The following is a 20,648-nucleotide window of genomic DNA, read 5'->3' as shown; positions in this document are numbered from 1 at the left end:
GGTGCTTGGTTCAATAATGCAATAAGCGTGAAAATCGCGCCGTAGGTGAAACCCTACGGCGCGTTTTGCGTCTGAGAGGCTACACGGATCGTCTTAACGCTCCTTGCCTTGTCCGCTATCCGGCAATGACTGCCTAGGGAGAAAATAATGCGCGATACACATACTCGACGCTCATCAGCGTTGGCGTTAGCAGCCAGTGCGCTAGGATTAGCCTTTGCATCGCCTATTGCGTGGGCCAACGAGGCCGCAGAGCGCCTGACTGAGCGGCTTGACCCGCTTGAGAACTATCAAGCGACATTTGAACAGCAAATTTTGGACGGTGGTGGCGAGCGTTTACAAAGCGCGCGTGGAGAAATGTGGCTGTCGCGTCCCGGCATGCTACGTTGGGAAGTCGATGCGCCTTATACGCAAGTCGTCGTCTCGGATGGTGATGATGTATATCTCTATGACCCTGATCTTGAGCAAGTCACCATTCAGGCAATGGATGACCGGGTCACTCATACCCCCGCGCTGTTGCTCTCAGGCAGTGCAAGCGATTTAACTGCCAGCTATGACGTATTTCATGAGCAGCAGGACGGTGACGATGTGTTTACGCTGATTCCTATCTCAGCGGATACGTTATTCGAAGAGCTCAGCATGGTCTTTGACGATCAGACCTTAACGCAACTGTGGATGATGGACAGTACTGGTCAGCGCACCGCGATTACGTTTAGCGACATTACCCGTAACGGTAGTATTGACCGCAGCTTATTCAATTTTGATATTCCTGAAGGCACTGATGTTATCCGCGAAGAGCTGTAAACAAATGGTGTGAGAAGAGCAGTACACGCTCGCAGTAATGTCGCCCGATGATCCGATCAGGCACCTTAAGGTGCCTGATCAGCTTCTAGATCCTGCTGTTCCCGCCATGCCATTATTTCACCAAAGCGTTTCTCCTGGCCAAAGACGCTCGGTTCATAAAAGCGTGCTTTAGGTAAGTCATCAGGCCAACAGTCATGAGCGCTGCCAGCAGGGTAACCATGGGGTTCGTTATGCGCATAGCGATAACCGTGGCCATGTCCTAACTGCTCCATCAACTTGGTAGGAGCGTTACGAAGATAGCTGGGAACTTCCAGCTGTGGTTGCTGCTGTACAAACTGCTGAGCCGCCTTCCAGGCACGGTCGATACGATTACTTTTTGGAGCAACCGCTAAATGAATGGCGGCGTGGGCAATCGCTCGCTGGCCCTCATAATCGCCTAAGCGTAAGTAGGCATCCCAGGCAGCAATGACCAGGGGCAGTGCTCGCGGATCAGCATTGCCGACATCTTCGGAGGCAATCGCCGTTAAGCGGCGCACAATATCAAGCGGGTCGCCGCCGCCCTGTAAAAAGCGTGCCATATACAGCAAGGCTGAATCGGGACGTGATGAGCGAATTGATTTATGAATTGCTGATAATAAATCGTAATAAGCATCACCCTGCTTATCAAAGGCGCTTGATTGATGGCCGAGAACATCGGCTAGCACCGCTTTGTGTAGTACCTCTTTATCACCATGTTGTTGAGTAAAGTCGCAGGCCGTTTCTAGTAGTCCCAGCGCGCGACGAGCATCGCCTGCACTAGCATGAGCAAGGGCATCTAATACTCCCTCTTCCATCTCGATGCGGCGCCTCCCCAGCCCATGCTCAGCATCGTTTAATGCCTGAGACAAAACCTGGAGAAGCTCGTCATGGCTTAGCGGTTTAAGTACATACACCCGAGCACGGGAAAGTAGCGCCGAGTTGACCTCAAAAGAGGGGTTTTCTGTTGTTGCGCCGATCAGTGTGAGCAGGCCGGACTCCACATGGGGCAGCAACGCGTCCTGTTGGCTCTTGTTCAGACGGTGGATTTCATCTAAGAACAGCAGGGTGGGTGATGTACGTTGCTGTGCTCGCTCGACGGCTGAGCGAATTTCTTTTACACCGGCCATGACGGCACTTAAATGCTCAAGATAAGCGCCAGACGCGCGTGCTAATAACTCTGCTAGCGTGGTTTTCCCCACGCCTGGCGGCCCCCACAAAATCATTGAGCGCACAATGCCAGACTCTGCCATTCGACGTAGCGGTTTATCAGGCCCCACTAGTGCTTGCTGGCCGACGTAATCGTTAAGGGTTAGTGGGCGCATACGGTAGGCAAGGGGCACGTCTTCGCTCGTGGTAACGGACGCGCGGTCAAAAAGATCCATATAAACGTTCCCTATCAATTTCCAGCGTAAATCTTGCCATTGAACAATCAACGATTAACACGTGTCTGTGGTAAATAATGTAACGTCGGGCTACCTTTGGGCATAACCGACGGATAAGCGCCTACTTGTCTAGGTAATGCCAAAGGCGCATGGTAACGATTAACACTAGTGTAGTTGAACCCTGCTCATGCCATGCGCCTAAGCGCTAGCAGGCAATGGGCGAAAGGTAAGGCACTTACAAAGGAGGCGGCAAGATGTTAAACCAACTGCGTCTAGATCATGCCAACATGGCGCGAATGCTCCATGTGTTGCAGCTGAAACAAAAAACACTCGCGAGCGGTGAACGGCCCGATTTCCAGTTGATGCGCGAGGTGGTGGATTACATTTTGTCTTATATGGATGGTTTCGCTTCTCCGCTGGAAAAGATCTGCGTGGAGCGTCTGCAAAAGCAGGCCCCTGAGCATCTGCCATTGATGGAGCAAATGGCCAGTGACTATCGTAAATTAAAGCCACGTCTGTCTCGTCTATCCAATGATATCGACATGATTCTAATGGATAATGTGCTGCCAATGGACCTCTTTGCAGAGGCGCTGAAAGAGTACCTTGATGCACACCGTGCTTATCTCCGTCATGAGAGAGAGGGCCTGTTCCCGTTGATAGATGAGCATTTCAGCGAAGAAGATATGGAAGAGCTTCGTCAAGCGCTACCTGAGGGGGCTGAACAAGAGCTAGAGCGCCTACAGCAAGCGTACCCCGAACTTTACGCTGAATTGCGTGGTGCCGAAGTGCCGCCAATGTAGCGCATCAGCTGATCACTCAAGGGGGGGGGGCGGGGCGTGTTAGACTAACGCCCCGTTTTTATTGGCGGCTTGAGGAGGGTGGTGTGTACAAAACGTATTGGTTGGTTAAGCGGTGATGTCAGGGCCTGTACTACTGTTTGATTCTGGTGTGGGGGGACTTTCTGTTGCCCATGCGCTTCGCCAGCATTATCCCCACCTGGCAATGTGTTATGCCTGTGATAATGCGTGGTTACCCTATGGTCTACGCGATGATATGACGCTCTCCCAGCGTATTGTCTCGGTATGTAAAGCAGCCGTGGATGCCTGCCAAGCGAGTGTCTTAGTCGTTGCCTGTAATACCGCTAGTACTCTAGCGTTAGAGGGATTGCGTGCAGCGTTAGATATCCCGGTTGTTGGAACGGTGCCTGCTATCAAACCTGCTGCGTTGCGTAGTCAGACACGTCACATTGGCTTGCTCGCTACAGCGGCGACCGTCAATAGGCCGTATACGCAGACGTTAATTAATAGTTTCGCGAGCGACTGTGTGATCACCAGGGTGGCAGCAGGTGAACTTGTCACAGAGGCGGAAGCGTGGCTATCCGGCATACCGATTAACCAGCAGCGCATAAACCTAGCGCTAACACCGTTATGGCAGGCTACCCAGGCTAACCCAGCACTTGATACCGTTGTGCTGGGCTGTACCCATTTTCCACTGCTGAAAACTGAGCTAATCCGGCTATCGCCGGTACCTCTGGCGTGGGTAGATTCTGGCGATGCTATTGCTCGTCGGGTAGGACAAGTGGCACCTACCATCGTCAGTAGCACCCAAGATGGACGTTGTTTCACGACAGCATCAGCGTCGCAACTGACTAACGGATTAGCGCGTTTTGGTTTTCACGCGCCACAACAATTGTCGATTCCTAACGCGGTGTAGTCCCTCTGTTAGGTTATTTGTTTTTATTGATGTTATTTACTTAAATGAGGAACTACCTTGGCGATCCCCACTGTAGAACCAGAACGCTACGCCGAACAGCTCGCTGAAAAGCAAGCCTACGTGGAGAAAACCTTTGCAGCGTTCACCACACCCACGCTAGAAGTCTACCCCTCACCGCCAAGCCACTATCGGCAACGCTGCGAATTTCGCATCTGGCATGAAGATGACGACCTCTTCTACGCCATGTTTGAGGTCGATTCGCACAATCCTAAAAATAAGCGGGTTGTGCGTTTGGATCAGTTTCCCGTCGCCAGTGAGCAGATCAATGCGCTCATGCCGCGTCTGCGAGAAGCGTTCCTTGCCAGCGATGAACTTCGTCGGCGCTTATTTCAAGTTGAGTTTTTAACCACCTTATCTGGCGAAGCCCTGGTAACGCTGATTTACCACCGCCCGCTTGGCGAGGCCTGGGAAGCCGAAGCGCGTGCGCTGGAGACAACGCTTGGCATCATGATTATTGGCCGTTCGCGCAAACAGCGCTTGGTGCTAACCCGCGATCATGTATGGGAGCGCTTAACAGTTGATGGTCGTGAGCTGGTTTATCAGCAGGTTGAAAACAGCTTTACTCAGCCAAATGCGCATATCTGCCAGACCATGCTTAGCTGGGCTAGAGAGGCCACCGCCGGACGGCAAGAGGAAGACTTGGTGGAGCTTTACTGTGGTAACGGTAACTTTACCATTGCGTTAGCGGATAACTTCCGCCGCGTTTTAGCAACTGAAATTTCGCGCACCTCGGTAGCTAGCGCTAACGTTAACCTGGACGCTAACGGGGTAGCCAATGCTCAGGTCGCAAGAATGTCCGCTGAAGAGTTCGCATTGGCGCTAAAAGGCGACAAAACAGGTCGCCGAGTGACGGAGATGGCGTTGGATGCGTATGAGTTTTCCAGCGTGCTAGTCGACCCCCCAAGAGCGGGTCTGGACGTTGAAAGTTGTCATCAAATCAGCGAATACGCTCAAATCGTCTATATTTCATGCAATCCTGCAACGCTAGCCGAAAACTTAACCATACTGACGCAAACGCACCATATTGAACGGTTCGCGCTTTTTGACCAGTTTCCGTTTACCGAGCATTGTGAATGCGGTGTATTGCTCAAACGAAAGGATGCTGCGCAATAGAAAGCTTATTGATAATGTTTAAGAGCTCTTGTCAATAGTGCTTATGATGCATAAGCGGCATACACCATGAAGAACCTGTCAGATGGTTAGGGGGATAAGTAACGGTAGCGTAAGCTAGTGGATAGTGTGGCCTAAAGGCCTATTGTCCTTCGTTTTTTTGGCCTAATTTGTGGCCCCAGGCAGTCGAGGTGATGGATGCATTACGTTGCGATTGAAGAGAGTCGGCGGGATCTTTTGAAGCAGCTACAAGAGCGATTGGATGCGCGACTGGAGCCGGAGCGAGCGGCAGATGTTGAAGCCTTTGCTCGCCACTTCTACGCCACGGTCCCCGTTGAGGACTTGGTGGATCGGCGTTTAGACGACTTGTACGGGGCCACACTGTCGATTTGGCAGTTTTTACAGCACCACGACCCGCAGCATCCCAAGGTGCGTATCTTCAATCCTGACTTTGAAGAGCATGGCTGGCAGTCAACCCATACCTTCGTTGCCGTTTTGCACGAAGATATGCCATTTTTGGTCGATTCGGTACGGATTGAACTTAATCGTCGCGGGCTGACGGTTCACGCTATTCAGAACGCGGTACTTGCCGTGGCGCGTGACGGCCAGCATCAGCTCAAAGCACTGGCCTCGCCAAGAGATGAAAATGCGCCTGATGCGCGCGAGTCGCTGATGGTCATTGAAGTGGATCGTCACTCGGATCCTGAATCGCTGACTAAAATTGAGAATAAGTTACATGAAGTGCTGCGCGATGTTAGAACCGCCGTCAGCGATTTTGACGAGATGTGCGGCCAAATCACGTCGGCTATTCAAGAGTTAGAAAAGAACTGCCCGCCGCAAATTGATCCTGATGATCATGAAGAGGCCATCGCGTTTTTGGAATGGCTGCTCAAAGACAACTTTACCTTCCTGGGTTACGACGAGTACCTGCTGGAAGGTAAAGAGCTGCAGCGTGACCCCAATAGTGTTCTGGGCGTGTTCCGCCTTGATCAGCCGCGCTACCGCGAGCGTATCCGCACTGAAGAGGGGGTTGATGAAAATGGCGACTATGTACTAGTACCCCAGCTACTGTCGTTTGCTAAAAGCGCGCATCATTCCCGGGTGCATCGCCCCACGTACCCAGACTACATTACCGTTGATCGCTATGACGACGACGGCAATGTGATTGGCGAGCGGCGCTTCTTTGGCTTGTTCACGTCTACGGTTTATAACGAATCGCCACGCAATATTCCGCTGCTGCGTCGTAAGTTGAAAGCCGTGATGGATATTGCCGGGTTTAACCCCCAGGGGCATAACGGCAAACAGCTGTTGCAAGTGTTGGAAGTATACCCGCGTGATGACCTCTTCCAGATCAGCACCGAATCCCTGGCCAGCACAGCTCTGGGTATTCTTAATATCCGCGAACGCCGTCAAGTGCGCTTGTTTATTCGCGCGGACGTCAGCGGTAAGTTCTACTCCTGCTTAGTCTTTGTTCCTCGGGATGTGTTCTCTACCGACCTGCGCCAGCGCATACAAACGATGCTGTGCGATGAACTCGACGCTCATTTTGGCGACTTTAATACCTATTTGTCAGAATCGGTTTTAGCCCGTATTCAGCTTATTTTGCGCTTTAATGGTGAAGGTCCAAGCCAATACGATCTTAAGCGCTTAGAAAATAAAGTGGCACGTTTAGCACGTAGCTGGCGTGATGAGCTTCAAGAAGCAATGATCGAAGGATTTGGTGAAGAGCGCGCCAACCACCAAATGGATCATTTCCATGAGGCATTTTCGGCCAGTTACCGAGAAGATTTCAATGCGCGCACAGCGGTGTTTGATGTTCAGCATCTACTGACACTGGATAGCGGTGACGACCTCTCATTGTCACTGTATCGCCCCTTGGAAGAGCAAGCGGGTGGTATGAACTTAAAGCTTTTCCATCGTGAAACCCAGATCCCGCTGTCTGATGTGCTACCGATGATGGAAAACCTGGGATTGCGCGTTATCGGTGAGCGCCCTTATGACATTAATGCCCCGCAGCAGCGTTACTGGATTCATGACTTCGAGCTGGAGCATAGTCGCGAAGGCGTAAATTTAAGTGAAATGCGCGACACCTTCAGCGAAGCATTTAAGCGTATATGGGCTGGTGAGGCGGACAACGACGCTTTTAACCGTCTGATTATTGGTGCCGGCCTTGATTGGCGTGAAGTTGCCATGCTGCGCGGTTATGCCCGTTACCTTAAGCAGATTCGCTTTGGTATGTCGCAGGACTACATCGCGGCTACTCTGGCGAACTATCCGGTAATCACTCAGACGCTCGTTGAGCTATTCCGGTTGCGCTTTGATCCAATGCGACAGCCCGCAAGCTTAGATGAGTGTATTGCTCGTTTAAATGAGCACCTGGAAAGTGTCGCCAGCCTGAATGATGACCAGCTGCTGCGTCGCTTTATGGAGCTTATTCAAGCGACTCTACGCACTAACTACTACCAGAAAGCGGATGATGGTCGTTTTAAAGACTATATCTCTTACAAACTGGAGCCCTCGAAAGTTACGGGCATGCCCAAACCCCGTCCTGCGTTTGAGATTTTCGTCTGTTCACCCCGCGTAGAAGGCGTTCACCTGCGTGGCGGTAAAGTCGCTCGCGGTGGTTTGCGCTGGTCAGATCGCCACGAAGATTTCCGTACGGAAGTGTTAGGCCTGGTAAAAGCCCAGCAGGTGAAAAATGCGGTTATCGTACCGGTGGGAGCTAAAGGCGGTTTCGTATGCAAGCGCATGCCAGAAAACGCTGACCGTGAAACCCAGCAGAAAGAAGGTATCGCCTGCTACAAAATCTTTATTCGCGCACTGCTGGATGTCACCGACAACCTAGTGGGTGGTGAGGTTGTGCCGCCGCAAAATGTAGTACGCCATGATGGCGACGATAGCTACCTTGTTGTTGCCGCCGATAAAGGGACTGCAACCTTCTCGGATATCGCAAATGAGATATCCATAGAGTACGGCCACTGGCTCGGGGATGCCTTTGCTTCTGGCGGGGCTAACGGTTACGACCATAAGAAAATGGCGATTACCGCGCGTGGTGCCTGGGAATCCGTCAAGCGCCACTTCAAAAACCTTGACGTGAATACCCAGCAAGACTTGTTCACGGTGGTGGGCATTGGTGATATGGCCGGCGACGTGTTCGGCAACGGCATGCTGCTGTCAGATAAAATCCAACTGGTAGGCGCATTCAACCACCTACATATTTTTGTCGATCCTAATCCTGACGCAGCAGCTGCTTTCATCGAGCGCAAGCGCATGTTCAACCTGCCGCGTTCCAGTTGGGAAGACTATAATGCTGAATTAATTTCACAGGGGGGGGGGGTCTTTAGTCGCAGCGCGAAATCGATTCCGATTACTCCGGAAATGCAGCAGGTGTTTGGTATCGAAGAAACACGCCTTTCACCCAATGACCTTATTCGCGCGATGCTGAAGGCCAAGATTGATCTGTTGTGGAACGGTGGTATCGGTACCTATGTGAAGAGCTCCGATGAAACCGACGCCGACGTGGGTGACAAGGCCAACGACGCGCTGCGTATTAATGGCGCCGAACTGAATTGCCGTGTTGTTGGTGAGGGCGGAAACTTGGGCTTGACCCAGCGTGGCCGGATGGAAGCGGCTGCTAAGGGTGTGCGCGTTTATACGGACTTTATCGATAATGCCGGGGGAGTTAACTGCTCTGACCATGAGGTCAATATTAAGATATTGATTGATGAAGTGGTGAAGCGTGGGGATATGACCGACAAGCAGCGCAACCAGCTGCTGTCAGATATGACCGAGGAAGTGGCTAACCTAGTCATTCTCGATAACTATCGCCAAACCCAAGCGCTGGATCTGTCAGAGATTCTGTCTCATCAAGGCATGGGGCCATACCGCCGCTTTATCAGTGAGCTTGAATCAGCCGGCCAAATTGATCGTGAATTAGAGTTCCTGCCTGCTGATGATGTGCTTAAAGAGCGCGCCAGCCATGACCAGGGCATGCGGTTACCTGAGCTGTCGGTGCTGATTTCTTACGCTAAGAGCACCCTGAAAGGCGACTTGATCAACTCTGATGTGCCGGATGATCCCTACATTCATCGTCATTTAGAGCGCTTGTTCCCTGACGTCTTGACTGAACGCTATCAGACCGAGATGTATGACCATCGTCTGAAGCGCGAAATTGTTGCCACCCAGGTAGCTAACGATCTAGTCGACCACATGGGTATCGTCTTCGTTCGTCGTCTAATGGACTCTACCGGTGCGGGGCGCGCTGATATTGCTCGTGCTTACGTGGTTGCTCGAGACGCGTTTAACCTGACGGCACTGTGGGAGCAGATTGAGGCGCTGGACAACCAAGTGCCGAACCGTGTGCAGTACTCAATGATGCTCGACCTGATGCGCATGGTTCGCCGCGCAACGCGCTGGTTCCTGCGTCAGCATTTGGGATTATCGACCCAAGATACAATTGAGTATTTCGGGCCTCGCCTTGCTCAGCTGCAGGAAGGGATTGGTGAACTGCTCAGCGGAGAAGAGAAGGCGATATGGCGTAAGCGTTGCGACGAACTGTTAGAAGCAGGCGTGCCTGAAGCGCTAGCCTCTACAGTGGCTGCGTCGCCTAGCCTCTATGCAGGTTTGGGTATTATTCACGCCGCGCGGGTCACTAATGAGAAGCCTCAGCGTGTAGCCGAAGTGTTCTACGAAATTGGCAGTCGCCTAGAACTACCCTGGATTATACAGCAGGTGACCCAGTTGGAAGTGCGTGATGCGTGGCAAGCGCAAGCGCGAGAAACCTTCCGCGACGACATTGATCGCCAGCAATTAGCACTAACGACCAGCGTCCTAAAACTGGAAGCGGGTAGTCGTGACACTCAAGAGCGTGTGGCTCAGTGGCTTGAACAGCACGCCGAGCTACATCGCCGCTGGTGCCATTTGATTGACGAAGTGCGCGGAGGCAGTGAAGGTGGTTTTGCACTGTTTGCCGTCGCCGTACGTGAATTGGTTGATCTTGCTGAAAGCGATAGCGAAGCGTAAGCCACAGGTTAGCTATCGACTTGCTCGATAAGTAACACCACCTACCGCGCCCTGAATTAGGGCGCGGTTTTTTTTGTGACGGTTCTTGAGACTGCTCTTGTGATCGTTTTTTTACGGCATCGCCTTTCTCGCCGCTCAGCGCTGCGAAGATAACGTGATTTACGCTATACTCTGCGCGCCGCGCGCTATGTCGTTTATTTGCCTTCATGTAGCGTGTCCGTTCGTCTGCTTTATGCCCACTGCTCTGGAGAGCCTCGCTGATGTATAACTTCGCCCGTTCGCTGTTATTTCGACTCGACCCAGAAGCATCTCATGGGTTAGCGCTGGGTGCGTTAGATACTCTGCATCGGGTTGGCGGTGTGCAGCGGGTGTATGGTGAGCCTGTGAGCGACCCTGTTGAACTGATGGGGCTGCGTTTTAGTAATCGGGTAGGGCTTGCCGCTGGGCTGGATAAAAATGCCGATCACTTGGATGCGCTGGGCGCGCTGGGCTTTGGGTTTGTAGAAGTAGGCACCGTGACGCCCAAAGCGCAGCCAGGTAACCCAAAGCCACGTTTGTTCCGGCTTGCAGGCCATGAGGCGATCATTAACCGTTTTGGGTTCAATAACAAAGGGGTTGAACACCTTGTCGCCCAGGTTAAAAAGCGCCACTACGGAGGCGTTGTAGGCATCAATATAGGTAAAAATTTAACCACCTCGGTAGAAAATGCGCTCGATGATTACCTGCTGTGTTTAGAAGCGGTACACGGCGTTGCTGATTACATTGCGGTCAATATATCCTCGCCTAATACGCCTGGACTGCGGACATTACAGTTCGGCGAGCAGCTGGATGCGTTACTAGGACCTATCCGTTCGCGTAGCCAAGCATTGGACAACGCGCTAGGCCGTAAGGTACCGCTACTGGTCAAAATCGCCCCAGATATGAGCGAAGAAGAGGTTGTATTGGTAGCCGACAGTATTGCTCGAAATGCACTGGATGGTGTTATTGCGACAAATACTACGATCGCTCGCGATGCCGTTAAGAGTGACCCTCAGTCAGAAGAGGCGGGCGGGCTTTCTGGAAAACCCGTTTTTGAAGCATCGAATAGGGTGATTCGTCTGTTACGTGCACAACTGCCAACGCTGCCTATTATAGGTGTGGGTGGGATTGATAGCGGTGAAGCCGCTGTTGCTAAAATTGCCGCTGGCGCGGACTTGGTGCAGCTCTATTCAGGGTTGATCTACCAAGGGCCTGGATTAGTGAAGGCGTGCGCCGAGGCATTGAAGCAGCAATAGTTGAGCGATAAAAAAGCCCGCTTGCCAGCGGGCTCCGTACTCCAAATGTCATGTTTGAAAAGGTAAAAGAAACTAGGTCATCACCATGGGATTTTTATGAATGCCGGAGACGCCGGTCATCCCGTCCCACTGATCGCCGCGACCTTCACGCCAACCACTCATCCAATACTCGCGTAAATTAACATCTTGACTGGGGCAGTCATCTCGGGAGCGACCCATGACGCCTGCTTTATAGCCGTGAACATAAGCCCGTTGGAAGCGATCACGTTTTTGTCGTTTCATTGGCTAACCTCTTTTCACGAAAGCCTTTGATAAGAAAAGCACGCTGGGTAAAAATGCCCTACTTGCATCAGTGCTATTTCGATAAATAACGTTGGCAAGCCGCCACTTAACGCTAGTGCCTAGCACTCACGTGCTGAACGGGCAAAGCGGCAGACTCGACAAATTAGGGGTCTTGAAAGCTAGTTGCTAATAGAACCCTGACAAACAACGCATGCGTTTTTCAGTAGCTACACTCTTATTGTTAGCTCATTATGGGGTCACTTGTCGACCATCAAATTGTCATAAGACGTAAACTCATTTGCCATATATAGGAATATCGCGCTCTTACGCGCGGCGATAAACATGACCGAGTCGAGCCAAACTGCCCCTCTAAACCTCCTTGCTACCTGCCCAAAAGGCATTGAAGGCCTTTTAGCTGATGAGCTTTCAGCGCTGGGCGCTGAGCCAGGTAAAACGACCGTGGCGGGCGTTTATTTTTCCGCCAATCTAGCAACCGCTTATCGCATATGCTTGTGGTCACGGTTAGCTAACCGCATTATTTTGCTGTTGGCTCGGGAGCCAATGATCGATACCGCTGAACAGGTGCGTGACGTCGTTGCCCGGCTCCCCTGGACACAGCATTTAACACCAGGCAAAACGCTGGCGGTCGATTTCCATGGTCGCAGCGACCATATTCGTCATACCCGGTTCGGTGCCCAGACGGTCAAAGATGGGGTTGTGGATTCGCTGCAGCTAGCCGGCCAGGAGCGCCCAAATGTTGATACCAAAACACCGGATCTGCGCATCTACGCCCATCTACATCGTGCTAACTTAAGTCTGGGAGTTGATCTTTCAGGCGAAAGTTTACATCGCCGTGGCTACCGCCGTGACGTTGGCCATGCACCGCTGAAAGAGAACTTGGCAGCGGCATTGCTCGTGCGTGCTGGCTGGCCTGAACGAGCAAAAGCCGGTGAGCCGCTGTTAGACCCGCTATGCGGTGCAGGCACGTTGCTGATTGAAGCGGCGCTAATGGCCGCCGACCAAGCACCCAATCTCAATCGGGAGCGCTTCGGCTTTCAGGGCTGGGCAGGTCATGACGAGCCGCTGTGGAAAGAGTTAAAGCGCGAAGCTGAGGCGCGGGCGTCGATAGGCCGTAAGCGCTGTAAAACGGCGCTGGTGGGCTTTGATCAGAGTCCGGCGGCATTAACAGCAGCTAAAGCTAACGCCATGCGTGCGGGCATTCCTGCGCTAATTACCTTGCATGGGCAGAGCTTAAGTCAGCTAACCAGACCAGAGGCTATTACTGCTGAACGTGGACTGTTGATAACTAACCCGCCTTATGGCGAGCGCTTAGGCGAGTTGCCTGAGTTGGTGCGTTTGTATGCCCAGTTGGGAGAGAAGGCGAAAGCACTGTTTCCTGGTTGGACACTGGCGCTGTTTACCGGCAATCCCGATTTAGGGCATCGTCTTGGGCTGCGTGCTCACAAGCAGTATGCGCTGAAGAACGGTGCGTTGGATGCGAAGTTGCTGCTTATGGAAATTGCCACTTACACGGCCAATACGACAGACATTGGCAGTGCTGCTGCTGTCTCAGAAAATGGTGACGTGGCGCAGCAAACAAGCACCAGTGCCAAGCCTGCTGTGTCGGAAAATGCCCAGATGTTTGCCAATCGATTGGCGAAAAACCAAAAACGTCTGAAAAAGTGGCTCAAGAAAAGCGCTGAGACTTGCTACCGTGTTTACGATGCTGATATGCCGGAGTATGCGCTGGCAGTCGACCGTTACGGTGACCGAGTGCACGTTCAAGAGTACGCTGCGCCCAGCTCAATCAACCCCGCTCAGGCGCAAAAGCGTCTGTTTGATGCCTTGGAAGTACTGCCCGATGCCCTTGGCGTTGACCCTGGCAAGGTGTATATCAAGCGTCGTGAGCGGCAAACGGGCAGTGCCCAGTACCAGAAGCGGGATGCCAGCGGTGAGCGCTTTGAAGTGCAGGAAGGTGACGCTCGCTTGTGGGTGAACCTGCGTGACTACTTGGATACCGGCTTGTTTCTGGATCATCGGCCAGTACGCCGCCTGCTTAACGAAATGGCTAACGGGAAACGTTTCTTAAACCTGTTTTGCTACACTGCCACGGCAACTGTGCAAGCAGCCTTAGGCGGTGCAAGCGACAGCGTCAGTGTCGATATGTCGAATACCTACCTTGAGTGGGCGAGAGACAACTTTGCGCTAAACAACCTGGACCCAAGGCTGCATCGTGTGGTGCGGGATGACTGTTTCCGCTGGCTTGAAACCGCCAACGCCGAATTTGACTTGATCTTTATGGACCCGCCGACATTTTCTAACTCCAAGAAAATGCGCGATACCCTTGATGTTCAGCGTGATCATCCGCGGCTAGTGGAACTGGCCATGGCGCGTCTTGCGCCCGGCGGTACCCTGGTATTCTCGAACAATCAGCGGCGCTTCAAACTAGACGAAGCGCTTAGCGAGCGCTACGTAGTGGAAGATATTACATCGCGTACGTTTGATCCGGATTTTCAGCGTCGAACCAATCTTCATCATGTGTTTTTGCTTCGGCATACAGCGTAAGGGCGCAAAGAGATCGAATATGATTCAGCTGTCGATTTATACAACGTTAGGCTGCCACTTGTGCGCTCAGTTAGAGGCGCTGGTGGTAACCTTGGCGAACCAAGAGGTATCGCTGCATCACATTGAGATCAGCGACGACGCTACGTTAGCGGCGCGTTACGGTGTGCGCATTCCGGTTTTGATGGATGGTAATGGAGAAGAGCTGGATCGAGGCCTTGATCTTGATAGGCTGAGCGCTTGGTTACGAGCGCGCGGTTGGCTAGATGAGGCTGCGCTTGTAGCACTTACCACACCGCCCGAAAATGCGCCGCCAGTTGGTGCATATCAGCGCGATGGACGGCGCTATTTAGGTTGAGACAGGCCCTGAAAGAGCCCTTGAGAGCGCTGTTAAAACAGCCTTAAGGTTTGAATTACTGTCGCTAACATGGGGCTTGATGCACTCAAAGTGCATCAAGTAGCGACAACTGCCGCATAGCTTCCTGTCCTTCGGGCGTATGATCGGCTGCCTCCAGCACCTTGCGAAACCCTCGCGAGGTCTGGATGGTAGCCTCATCTTCCATCCACATTTGTGCTTGTTCCAGGGTGTCTGCCAACTGGTGCTTTAGCCCACCAAACTGGGTGCCGATTTGCCCCCAGGCGCGGCTGAAAATCCAGTCGCCAAACATATCCTGGTGAATATGCACCAACACATAGTCATGGTCGGTTTCCCAGCGTACGATCACACCCATCTCCTTAACTGCTTCTTGATCATGCCTGCACAGCAAGCCGTTGCGGGCGTATTGTAAAGCCCGGATACGAAAACGCCTATGAAACTTGTTATCGACGCAAATATCCCTGCCGCAGACCTCTGTTTTGAGTCGTTTGGTACGCTGCATCGCTTGCCAGGGCGTGAGATTCGTCCCTCTGATGTAGCCGATGCCGACGCGCTGATAGTACGCTCGATCACTCAGGTCAACCAGGCGCTTTTGGCACAAAGCCCTGTCCGTTTTGTGGGTACCTGCACTATTGGCACTGACCACATTGATCGCGCGTTATTACGCGAGCGCGGCATTAGTTTTGCTAGTGCGCCTGGCTGTAACGCCGATGCCGTGGTGGATTACGTGCTTAGCAGCTTGCTGCTAATAAGTGAACGGCAAGGTTGGTCGTTGCTGGCACGTAGGGTGGGTATTGTGGGGGCTGGCAACGTTGGTAGCCGCTTGCAGCAGCGTTTGCAAGCACTGGGTGTGGAAACCATGGTGTGTGATCCGCCTCGCGCAGCAAAAGAACAGCCTGGAAAAGGGCCCTCTGCAGTAAAGGAGACAGGCCTGTTTTACTCGCTGGATAGCGTCATCGAACACTGCGACGTCGTGTGCCTGCATACTCCGCTGGTGAAAGAGGGCCCCCATGCCACCTATCAACTGTTTAATGCTGAGCGTATTAATGACCTAGCCCCTGGGACTGTGTTGCTAAACGCCGGACGGGGCAACTGTATTGACGGTCTGGCGCTACGGAGTCGTTTGGCGGGCAAAGGCGATATCACGGCGATTCTTGATGTTTGGGAAGATGAGCCGGGGATCGATGCTGGGTTGCGTGATTTGGTAGCGCTGGCGACACCCCATATTGCCGGGCATAGCCTGGATGGCAAGTTGCGTGGCACGTGGATGATACAGCAGGCGCTAGCTCAGCATATCGAGCGGCCAAGTGGCGTTACGTTTAGCGAACTCTGCCCACGGCCTGAGCTGTCAGCATTAACGCTGCAGCAAGCGATGCCGATAGAAGAAGCACTCCGACTATGCACGCGCGCGGTTTACGATGTGCGCCGCGACCACGATGCGTTGCAGCGGCATGTGTTTCATCAAGGAGTCAAAAAGGGCTTTGATGACTACCGAGCAAATTACCCGCTGCGCCGAGAGTTTGCCACGCTGCGCGTGTTGCTAGAAAACGATGCAACGGTACTGGAAGCACCACTGCTAGCGGCTGGTTTTCAAGTGCGCTGCGTATAGCTGTGTGGTGACGGTGTGTTGATTGTTAGGTTGTTTAGAAAGCACAAGGCCCGCATTTGCGGGCCTTGTGTGTTATGCAGCTAGCGAACAGGCGTTTACTGACGGTAAGCCGCTTCTTTTAAAGCGCGAATGCGATCGTCCAGCGGTGGGTGGCTGGCGAACAACTGCTCTAGCAAAGAGCGGGTTTGACCTTTAGTAATAGCCATTGCGCGTAGGGTATCGGGCATTTGGTCAGGCATTTCAGTTTCTGCTTTGAGACGTGCCAGCGCATTCACCATCGCGCCGGTGCCCGCTAGGCGTGCGCCTGCCTCATCGGCACGGTATTCACGATAGCGTGAGAACCAGGCAACGATTGCAGAGGCGACAAGGCCAAAGACGATTTCTGCCACGATCACCACGGCAAAATAGCCGATAAAACCAAGGCCACCTTCGCCGTCGCTACGACTTCTTAAGAAGTTGTCGACTAACTGAGCCACGACCCGAGCAAAAAACATAACAAAGGTATTCACAACGCCTTGAATCAGCGCCAGCGTTACCATGTCGCCGTTGGCCACGTGACCGATTTCGTGGGCCAGTACCGCGCGCACTTCTTCAGGGCGCATGCGGTTTAGTAAGCCCGCTGAAACGGCGACTAATGCATCGTTCTTATTCCAGCCGGTAGCAAATGCATTGGACTGCTGGGCAGGAAAAATACCCACTTCAGGCGTTTTAATACCTGCTTCACGGGAAAGCTCAGCCACTGTATCCAACAGCCACTGCTCAGTTGAATTAGAGGGTGTTTCGATAATCACGGTGCCGGTCGAACGCTTTGCCATCCATTTGGAAATAAACAGCGATACCAGCGAGCCGACCATGCCGAAGATAAAGCAGAAAACCAGCAGGCTAGTAAAGTTGATGCCCTGACTGCTTAGGTAACTTTCCACCCCAAACAGGCGCAGCGTTAAGCTGGCGACCAGCAACACCGCTAAGTTAGTGGCTAAAAACAGCACAATTCGCATCATGGTGCAGGTTCTCCATCAAAGGTCATTAAAAAAGCGTTAGTGGAATGACAGTTTAGATACGTGCTGTTAACGTCAGTTTCAAGTCACCGTTTTTATTGATGACTGCTTTTATTGACGATAGCGAGACAAGAAATTAGCAAAGCGATCAAGCGCATCACCCAGCTGGTCAGCCCAGGGCAGAGTAACAATGCGCACGTGATCTGGCTCCGGCCAATTGAAGGCGGTGCCTTGCACCAGCAGGATTTTTTCCTGGAGCAGTAAGTCCAGTACCAGCTGTTGATCATCCTGAATGTTAAACACCTTAGGGTCTAAGCGGGGAAAGGCATACAGCGCACCTTTAGGCGTCACGCAAGAGACCCCTGGGATAGCGTTAAGCTTTTCTATCGTAATATCTCGCTGAGCCAATAGTCGGCCGCCCGGCAGAATCAAATCATTGATTGACTGGTAGCCACCCAGTGCGGTTTGGATAGCGTGCTGGGCTGGTACGTTTGCGCACAGGCGCATTGAGGCCAACATGGTCAGGCCCTGAATGAAATCACTGGCACGCTGTTTGGCTAACGTACCGGAAATGGTCATCCAGCCGGAACGAAAGCCCGCGCAGCGGTAGCTTTTCGATAGCCCATTCATGGTAATGACCAGTTGGTCATCATCCGCCAATGCACCCGTGGCGGTATGCTCTACGCCGTCATAAAGAATTTTGTCGTAGATCTCATCGGAGAACACCACCAAATTGTGCTCTTGGGCAATATCCAGCACTTCCCGTACCACTTCAGGCGGGTAAACCGCACCGGTAGGGTTGTTCGGGTTGATAATGACAATGGCTCGGGTACGGCTGGTAACTTTGGCGCGAATGTCTGCTATGTCCGGTGCCCAATCGGCTTGTTCATCGCATAAGTAGTGCACGCCGTGACCGCCAGATAAATTCGCTGCGGCGGTCCATAGCGGGTAGTCAGGGGCGGGGATCAGTACTTCATCACCATCGTTTAACAGTGCCTGCATCGACATCACGATCAGCTCAGAAACGCCGTTGCCGATGTAGATATCTTCAATGCCAACCCCAGGAATTCGTTTACGTTGGCACTCTTGCATAATTGCCTTACGCGCCGAGTAAAGTCCTTTAGAATCACAGTAGCCCTGGGCAGTGGGCAGGTTGCGCATCACGTCTTGAAGAATCTCTTCCGGTGCCTCAAAGCCAAATGGCGCCGGGTTGCCAATGTTAAGCTTTAAAACTCGCTGGCCTTCTTCTTCCAGGCGCTTGGCATGGTCGAGCACTGGGCCGCGAATGTCGTAACAGACGTTATGCAGTTTGTGCGATTTTTTCAGCGTGTGTGATTCTGTAGGCTGCGGGGTGTCCATGGGGTTTATTATCCAAAATGTCCTGTGGCCGAAGATGTTATTGATGATCGATTCATTATGCGTCGGATTGTAGGTGGCTGTCTTCGTCGTTTTGTATCGGTGGCGGTGGAATATCACCTGGGGTTTCTAACGTAAGCCTACCGAGCTTGCCATCGCGTAGCTCGTGAAGCAGCACTTCGGCGCCGCGGTGTATGTCGACTTCGCCGCCGGGGCGTAAGCCGCCGCGCTTACTCGCAATTTCTTTCAAAATAGCGTGGCCGTCAAAACCGGCAATGGCTAAGAAGTCTGGCTTTTGCGGGCCATCAGCATCCACTTCTTGTGCTACGGGCGCTTCATAAGTCGGTAGCGCCTTTAACTTATAGCGGGCGGTCAACTCTGCAGGGTAGCGCTTGGCAAGCTCGGCACTGGTGACGATGGCGACATCGGTATACTCAATCGCAGTATCACGAATTGCACCGCTTGCAGCCAAACGATAGGCGCTAGCCTGGTCTTCGATTTTTGGCCATAGCACCCCAGGAGTGTCGATCAGCGCGACGCGGCCGTCGATACGTACCTTTTGTTGGCGCTTGGTGACCGCGGGCTCATTGCCAGTTTTAGCGATTTTTCGACCAGCAAGTCCGTTGATCAGCGTCGATTTTCCGACGTTGGGAATGCCCATTACCATCACGCGGACATCTCTATCCGCACGTACTGCGCCTGACAGCTCGTGGCATAGCTTAGGGATTTTTTTAAGCTCGCGAATATTGGTAGTGGTAATTGCCAGGGCGCGGGTATCTTCTTGAGCATCGAAAAAAGCCACCCACTCAGCAGTACGCTCAGGGTCGGCAAGATCTGCCCGCGACAAAATCTTCAATACCGGCTTATGGCGAGTCAGCTCGGCCAGCATCGGGTTGGCGCTGGAGTAGGGCAGGCGCGCATCAAGTACTTCAATCACGACATCAATTTCGGGCAGCGCGTCCTTAATCTGGCGGCGGGCCTTATTCATATGTCCGGGGAACCAGCCGAGCATGAGTTTCTCCTAATTAGCGCAAAGCAATACAAGCACGAAAAACGGGCACAAAAAAAGCGGGCTGCCATTCTAGCAGATGGTGCCCGCCTTTCTGAGGTTGAACGAGGATTTAGTGACGATTACTCGTCAGGGTGAAACTCTAGTGACACCGAATTGATGCAGTAGCGTAGCCCTGTCGTGTCTGGCGGGCCATCCGGAAAGACGTGACCCAGATGGGCATCACAGTGGGAGCAAACGACTTCCGTGCGCCGCATGCCGTGGGAGGTGTCGCTATGCTCTTCAATGCAGCGTGTTCCCAGCGGGCGATCAAAGCTTGGCCAGCCGCAACCCGCATCAAACTTATGTTCGTTTTCAAACAGCGGCGCATGGCAGCAAACGCAGTGGTAAATACCTTGGGCATCACTGACCTGATAATCTCCGGTGAAAGGGCGTTCAGTGCCTTTCTCACGCGCCACATGGTACTGCTCTGGGGTGAGTTGCTTGCGCCATTCATCAGCGGATTTTTCTATTTTCGCCATGGGGATCTCCTCTCCCTCTGGTTATCGTTAAACAGAGGCTTACTAAGCAGGCTAGCGTATCACTCCGCAGAGTGACAGTAGATAGCCTGTTCAGGTTCAGCATGTGTGAAAGGTAAGAAAACTGCCAGTATGGTGTTTACACGCTAGCGGCATTATCGTGACGGTATAGTAAGTGTATGAGAAATAAACGGCTGTTCTTGTATAAAGTGCCGTGTGGGAGTCAGTGCACTCGATTTAGCAGGCGCGACTCGTGGCAGGATAAAACGTTTCGGTTTTAGAGTGCTTGACAGCAGATTAAGGGCTGAGTAATATACGCGCCACCTCGACGAGGCAATGAAACGTCCCATTCGTCTAGTGGTCTAGGACACCGCCCTTTCACGGCGGTAACAGGGGTTCGAACCCCCTATGGGACGCCACTTACTCTTTTAGAGTTAGTGGTATAGAGTATGAAGCCGTCAAGGTATCGGAAGTGCGGGAATAGCTCAGTGGTAGAGCATCGCCTTGCCAAGGCGAGGGTCGAGAGTTCGAATCTCTTTTCCCGCTCCAAGCATTTTA

The 20,648-nt window shown here is 52.6% G+C and carries 16 protein-coding genes and 2 tRNA genes; 11 read left to right on the top strand and 7 right to left on the bottom strand.

Annotated features, from left to right (window positions below; all coding sequences use genetic code 11):
- Window positions 1-147 precede the first annotated feature (147 nt).
- Window positions 148-801, top strand: coding sequence for an outer membrane lipoprotein periplasmic chaperone LolA (lolA, locus tag HVE01_RS03985; protein ID WP_146942544.1), 654 nt, complete (start codon window positions 148-150; stop codon window positions 799-801).
- Between the two features lie 65 nt (window positions 802-866).
- On the opposite strand, the gene HVE01_RS03980 is transcribed toward lolA, so the two are convergent.
- Window positions 867-2,201 carry a replication-associated recombination protein A gene (locus tag HVE01_RS03980; RefSeq protein ID WP_146942542.1) on the bottom strand — a complete coding sequence of 445 codons (1,335 nt, stop codon included), beginning with the start codon at window positions 2,199-2,201 and terminating at the stop codon, window positions 867-869.
- Window positions 2,202-2,455: 254 nt separating this feature from the next.
- Between HVE01_RS03980 and HVE01_RS03975 the strand changes: the two genes are divergently transcribed.
- From HVE01_RS03975 to HVE01_RS03955, 5 genes are all read left to right on the top strand, one after another.
- A complete protein-coding gene (locus HVE01_RS03975) occupies window positions 2,456-3,001 on the top strand; it encodes a hemerythrin domain-containing protein (protein ID WP_125746581.1) in 546 nt (181 codons plus the stop codon).
- A gap of 115 nt (window positions 3,002-3,116) precedes the next feature.
- Complete coding sequence (murI, locus tag HVE01_RS03970) at window positions 3,117-3,914, top strand: glutamate racemase (RefSeq protein ID WP_125746582.1); 798 nt, start codon at window positions 3,117-3,119, stop codon at window positions 3,912-3,914.
- A gap of 57 nt (window positions 3,915-3,971) precedes the next feature.
- Window positions 3,972-5,087: a tRNA (uridine(54)-C5)-methyltransferase TrmA gene (trmA, locus tag HVE01_RS03965; protein WP_146942540.1), complete on the top strand. Its 1,116-nt coding sequence runs from the start codon at window positions 3,972-3,974 to the stop codon at window positions 5,085-5,087.
- Window positions 5,088-5,282: 195 nt separating this feature from the next.
- Window positions 5,283-10,106, top strand: a complete 4,824-nt coding sequence (locus tag HVE01_RS03960; protein ID WP_146942538.1) for an NAD-glutamate dehydrogenase — start codon at window positions 5,283-5,285, stop codon at window positions 10,104-10,106.
- 260 nt (window positions 10,107-10,366) lie between these two features.
- A complete protein-coding gene (locus HVE01_RS03955; RefSeq protein ID WP_125746589.1) occupies window positions 10,367-11,380 on the top strand; it encodes a quinone-dependent dihydroorotate dehydrogenase in 1,014 nt (337 codons plus the stop codon).
- Between the two features lie 72 nt (window positions 11,381-11,452).
- Here the strand turns inward: HVE01_RS03955 and rmf are convergent, their stop codons facing one another.
- Window positions 11,453-11,662 carry a ribosome modulation factor gene (gene rmf / locus HVE01_RS03950; RefSeq protein ID WP_125746591.1) on the bottom strand — a complete coding sequence of 70 codons (210 nt, stop codon included), beginning with the start codon at window positions 11,660-11,662 and terminating at the stop codon, window positions 11,453-11,455.
- A gap of 342 nt (window positions 11,663-12,004) precedes the next feature.
- On the opposite strand from rmf, the gene rlmKL reads away from it, so the two are divergent.
- Window positions 12,005-14,227: a bifunctional 23S rRNA (guanine(2069)-N(7))-methyltransferase RlmK/23S rRNA (guanine(2445)-N(2))-methyltransferase RlmL gene (rlmKL, locus tag HVE01_RS03945; protein ID WP_146942536.1), complete on the top strand. Its 2,223-nt coding sequence runs from the start codon at window positions 12,005-12,007 to the stop codon at window positions 14,225-14,227.
- Window positions 14,228-14,246: 19 nt separating this feature from the next.
- A complete protein-coding gene (locus HVE01_RS03940; RefSeq protein WP_146942534.1) occupies window positions 14,247-14,582 on the top strand; it encodes a glutaredoxin family protein in 336 nt (111 codons plus the stop codon).
- Window positions 14,583-14,667: 85 nt separating this feature from the next.
- Here the strand turns inward: HVE01_RS03940 and HVE01_RS03935 are convergent, their stop codons facing one another.
- Window positions 14,668-14,949: a WGR domain-containing protein gene (locus tag HVE01_RS03935; protein WP_030070186.1), complete on the bottom strand. Its 282-nt coding sequence runs from the start codon at window positions 14,947-14,949 to the stop codon at window positions 14,668-14,670.
- An 84-nt stretch (window positions 14,950-15,033) separates the two neighbouring features.
- On the opposite strand from HVE01_RS03935, the gene pdxB reads away from it, so the two are divergent.
- Window positions 15,034-16,209 carry a 4-phosphoerythronate dehydrogenase PdxB gene (pdxB, locus tag HVE01_RS03930; protein WP_146942532.1) on the top strand — a complete coding sequence of 392 codons (1,176 nt, stop codon included), beginning with the start codon at window positions 15,034-15,036 and terminating at the stop codon, window positions 16,207-16,209.
- Window positions 16,210-16,304: 95 nt separating this feature from the next.
- Here pdxB and htpX read toward each other — a convergent pair whose 3' ends face one another.
- The 4 genes from htpX to msrB form a co-directional block, all read right to left on the bottom strand.
- On the bottom strand, window positions 16,305-17,210 hold the full coding sequence (gene htpX, locus HVE01_RS03925; protein ID WP_125746599.1) for a protease HtpX: 906 nt from the start codon (window positions 17,208-17,210) through the stop codon (window positions 16,305-16,307).
- Between the two features lie 108 nt (window positions 17,211-17,318).
- Window positions 17,319-18,566: a pyridoxal phosphate-dependent aminotransferase gene (locus tag HVE01_RS03920; RefSeq protein ID WP_089038711.1), complete on the bottom strand. Its 1,248-nt coding sequence runs from the start codon at window positions 18,564-18,566 to the stop codon at window positions 17,319-17,321.
- A 55-nt stretch (window positions 18,567-18,621) separates the two neighbouring features.
- Window positions 18,622-19,575, bottom strand: coding sequence for a ribosome biogenesis GTPase YlqF (ylqF, locus tag HVE01_RS03915; RefSeq protein ID WP_146942530.1), 954 nt, complete (start codon window positions 19,573-19,575; stop codon window positions 18,622-18,624).
- A gap of 119 nt (window positions 19,576-19,694) precedes the next feature.
- Window positions 19,695-20,093, bottom strand: coding sequence for a peptide-methionine (R)-S-oxide reductase MsrB (msrB, locus tag HVE01_RS03910; protein WP_125746602.1), 399 nt, complete (start codon window positions 20,091-20,093; stop codon window positions 19,695-19,697).
- A 340-nt stretch (window positions 20,094-20,433) separates the two neighbouring features.
- Here msrB and HVE01_RS03905 point away from each other — a divergent pair.
- Together HVE01_RS03905 and HVE01_RS03900 are read left to right on the top strand one after the other, a co-directional pair.
- Window positions 20,434-20,509 (top strand) — tRNA-Glu (locus HVE01_RS03905).
- A 55-nt stretch (window positions 20,510-20,564) separates the two neighbouring features.
- Window positions 20,565-20,639: transfer RNA gene (locus tag HVE01_RS03900), tRNA-Gly, on the top strand.
- The last annotated feature ends 9 nt before the right edge of the window (window positions 20,640-20,648 follow it).

The organism is Vreelandella venusta (assembly GCF_007989605.1).
Classification (GTDB): Bacteria; Pseudomonadota; Gammaproteobacteria; order Pseudomonadales; family Halomonadaceae; genus Vreelandella; species Vreelandella venusta.
This window is presented reverse-complemented; position numbering and strand designations above follow the sequence as displayed.